General features: G+C 33.9%; 3 protein-coding genes. All 3 read right to left on the minus strand.

Annotated elements, in window-relative coordinates:
• Positions 1-87 (minus strand): bifunctional adenosylcobinamide kinase/adenosylcobinamide-phosphate guanylyltransferase (locus M663_RS15525; protein ID WP_273702690.1); only part of this gene is annotated, 87 nt, incomplete at its 3' end.
• A complete protein-coding gene (gene cobD, locus M663_RS0109850; protein WP_029688791.1) occupies positions 87-1,172 on the minus strand; it encodes a threonine-phosphate decarboxylase CobD in 1,086 nt (361 codons plus the stop codon). The genes cobD and M663_RS15525, both read right to left, overlap by 1 nt.
• A gap of 23 nt (positions 1,173-1,195) precedes the next feature.
• The coding region (locus M663_RS0109855; RefSeq protein WP_042805306.1) for a hypothetical protein at positions 1,196-1,692 on the minus strand (497 nt) is incomplete at its 5' end.

Below are 1,692 nucleotides of genomic sequence, written 5' to 3' on the forward strand. Positions count from 1 at the left end.
ACTGTTTCCTCCTTTTTCTAAAGCCAATTTTTCAGCAAATTCACTTTTGCCAGACCTTGCACCACCTGTGATCATAACAAGGCTCATTATATTACAACCCTTTCTTTATCTTCTACTAAATCTTTTATATCTATTTCTTTCAAAGCCTGTATCAATTTTTCATTGTCTTCATGTCTTTTTATAGCAACTCTAAAAAAGCTTTTATCAAGATACCTAAAATTAGAAGCATCTCTTATGAGAATTCCTTTTTTTAAAAGTATTTGTTTAAGGTCATTTACCCTTCCTGTTCTTAACTTTAACAATATAAAATTTACTTTTGTATCAAAAGCAACTAAATAATCAATTTTTCTTAAAGCATAAAGCATATACTCTATTTCTTTATTTACATATTCCCTTGTTTTTTCTATATAAGCTTCATCTTTAAATATTTCTCTCCCCACAGCATCTGCAAGAGCATTTACTGTCCAAGGTTCTTTGTATTCTTCTAACTTTTGTATCAAAGAAGGACTTCCAATCCCGTACCCCAATCTCAGCCCTGGCATGCCAAAAAATTTTGTGACAGCTCTTACAATAAACAATTTATCATGCTCTTTTGCAAGAGGTAAGGCTTCATAATTTTTATAGTCTTTCATAAATTCAATAAAAGCTTCATCTATCATGACAGGTATATTCAAAATCTCCGCTTTTTTTAATAAAATTCCTATTTCCTCTCTAATTATGGCTTGTCCTGTAGGATTGTTAGGATTCCCAATGATTAAAGAATCCGCCTCTTCCATTTGTGAAAGAAGCTTTGCGAGATTTACTTTAAATCCATAGTCTTCTTCCAGCCTGAAATATATCGGTTCACCACCGTTTATGTAGACTACCCTTTCATATTCCAAAAAAGCAGGAGACGGAATGAGGGGTCTTTTCACCTTAAATGCTCTCACAAAAAGATGTATGAGCTCTGTCGCGCCATTCCCAACAATTATATTTTCTTGTGAATACCCCACATACTGTGAAATAGCCTCTTTTAGTTTTCGATATTTTATATCCGGATATTTCGTTAAATCAACTTTTTTGATAATATCAAAAATCCATTCCGGCACCCCAAGAGGATTTATATTTGAACTAAAATCGATTATTTCTCCTTCATAATCATAAACATTTCCGCCATGCTCATAAGGCTTCATTGAAACACCTTCTTTCATTTACGCTAAATCAGCACTCCGACATATGTTAAGGGTTTATCTGTCAGTCCTTTAATAGAGGCTGTATCTTCCTCACTGTGGACTACAAGGCAGCAGGTAGAAGGCCCCCCTGATTTTAATACATCAAGATGTTGTGGAAAATTCGCCTCCACCTTTAATCCTGATATCTTCTCTAATATGCCAATTTCATATTTTATCCCTTTTGAACCCACAGGTATTGCTTCCACTATTTCTTTTGAGTTGGAAATTTTTACGTAGTCTTTCAATGTAAGCACATCGTTTGAGCTTAAAACTTCACTTCCTACACGTGGATAACCTAAAAGAGAAACATGCATACCTGCTTTCACTTTTTTTATCTTTAAATCACAAACATTTGCTTTTGCTATTACAGTGATTCCTATACCTGTCATAGATGTAGGGAAATTTTCTTCAGTACTTCCTGTAAAAACTACATCTAAAAGCCCGTTCTCTTCAAGCTCGCTTTTTATGCCTCTTAAAATTT

This window comes from Thermoanaerobacter sp. A7A (assembly GCF_000445185.1).
In the GTDB taxonomy this organism is placed as follows: Bacteria; Bacillota; Thermoanaerobacteria; order Thermoanaerobacterales; family Thermoanaerobacteraceae; genus Thermoanaerobacter.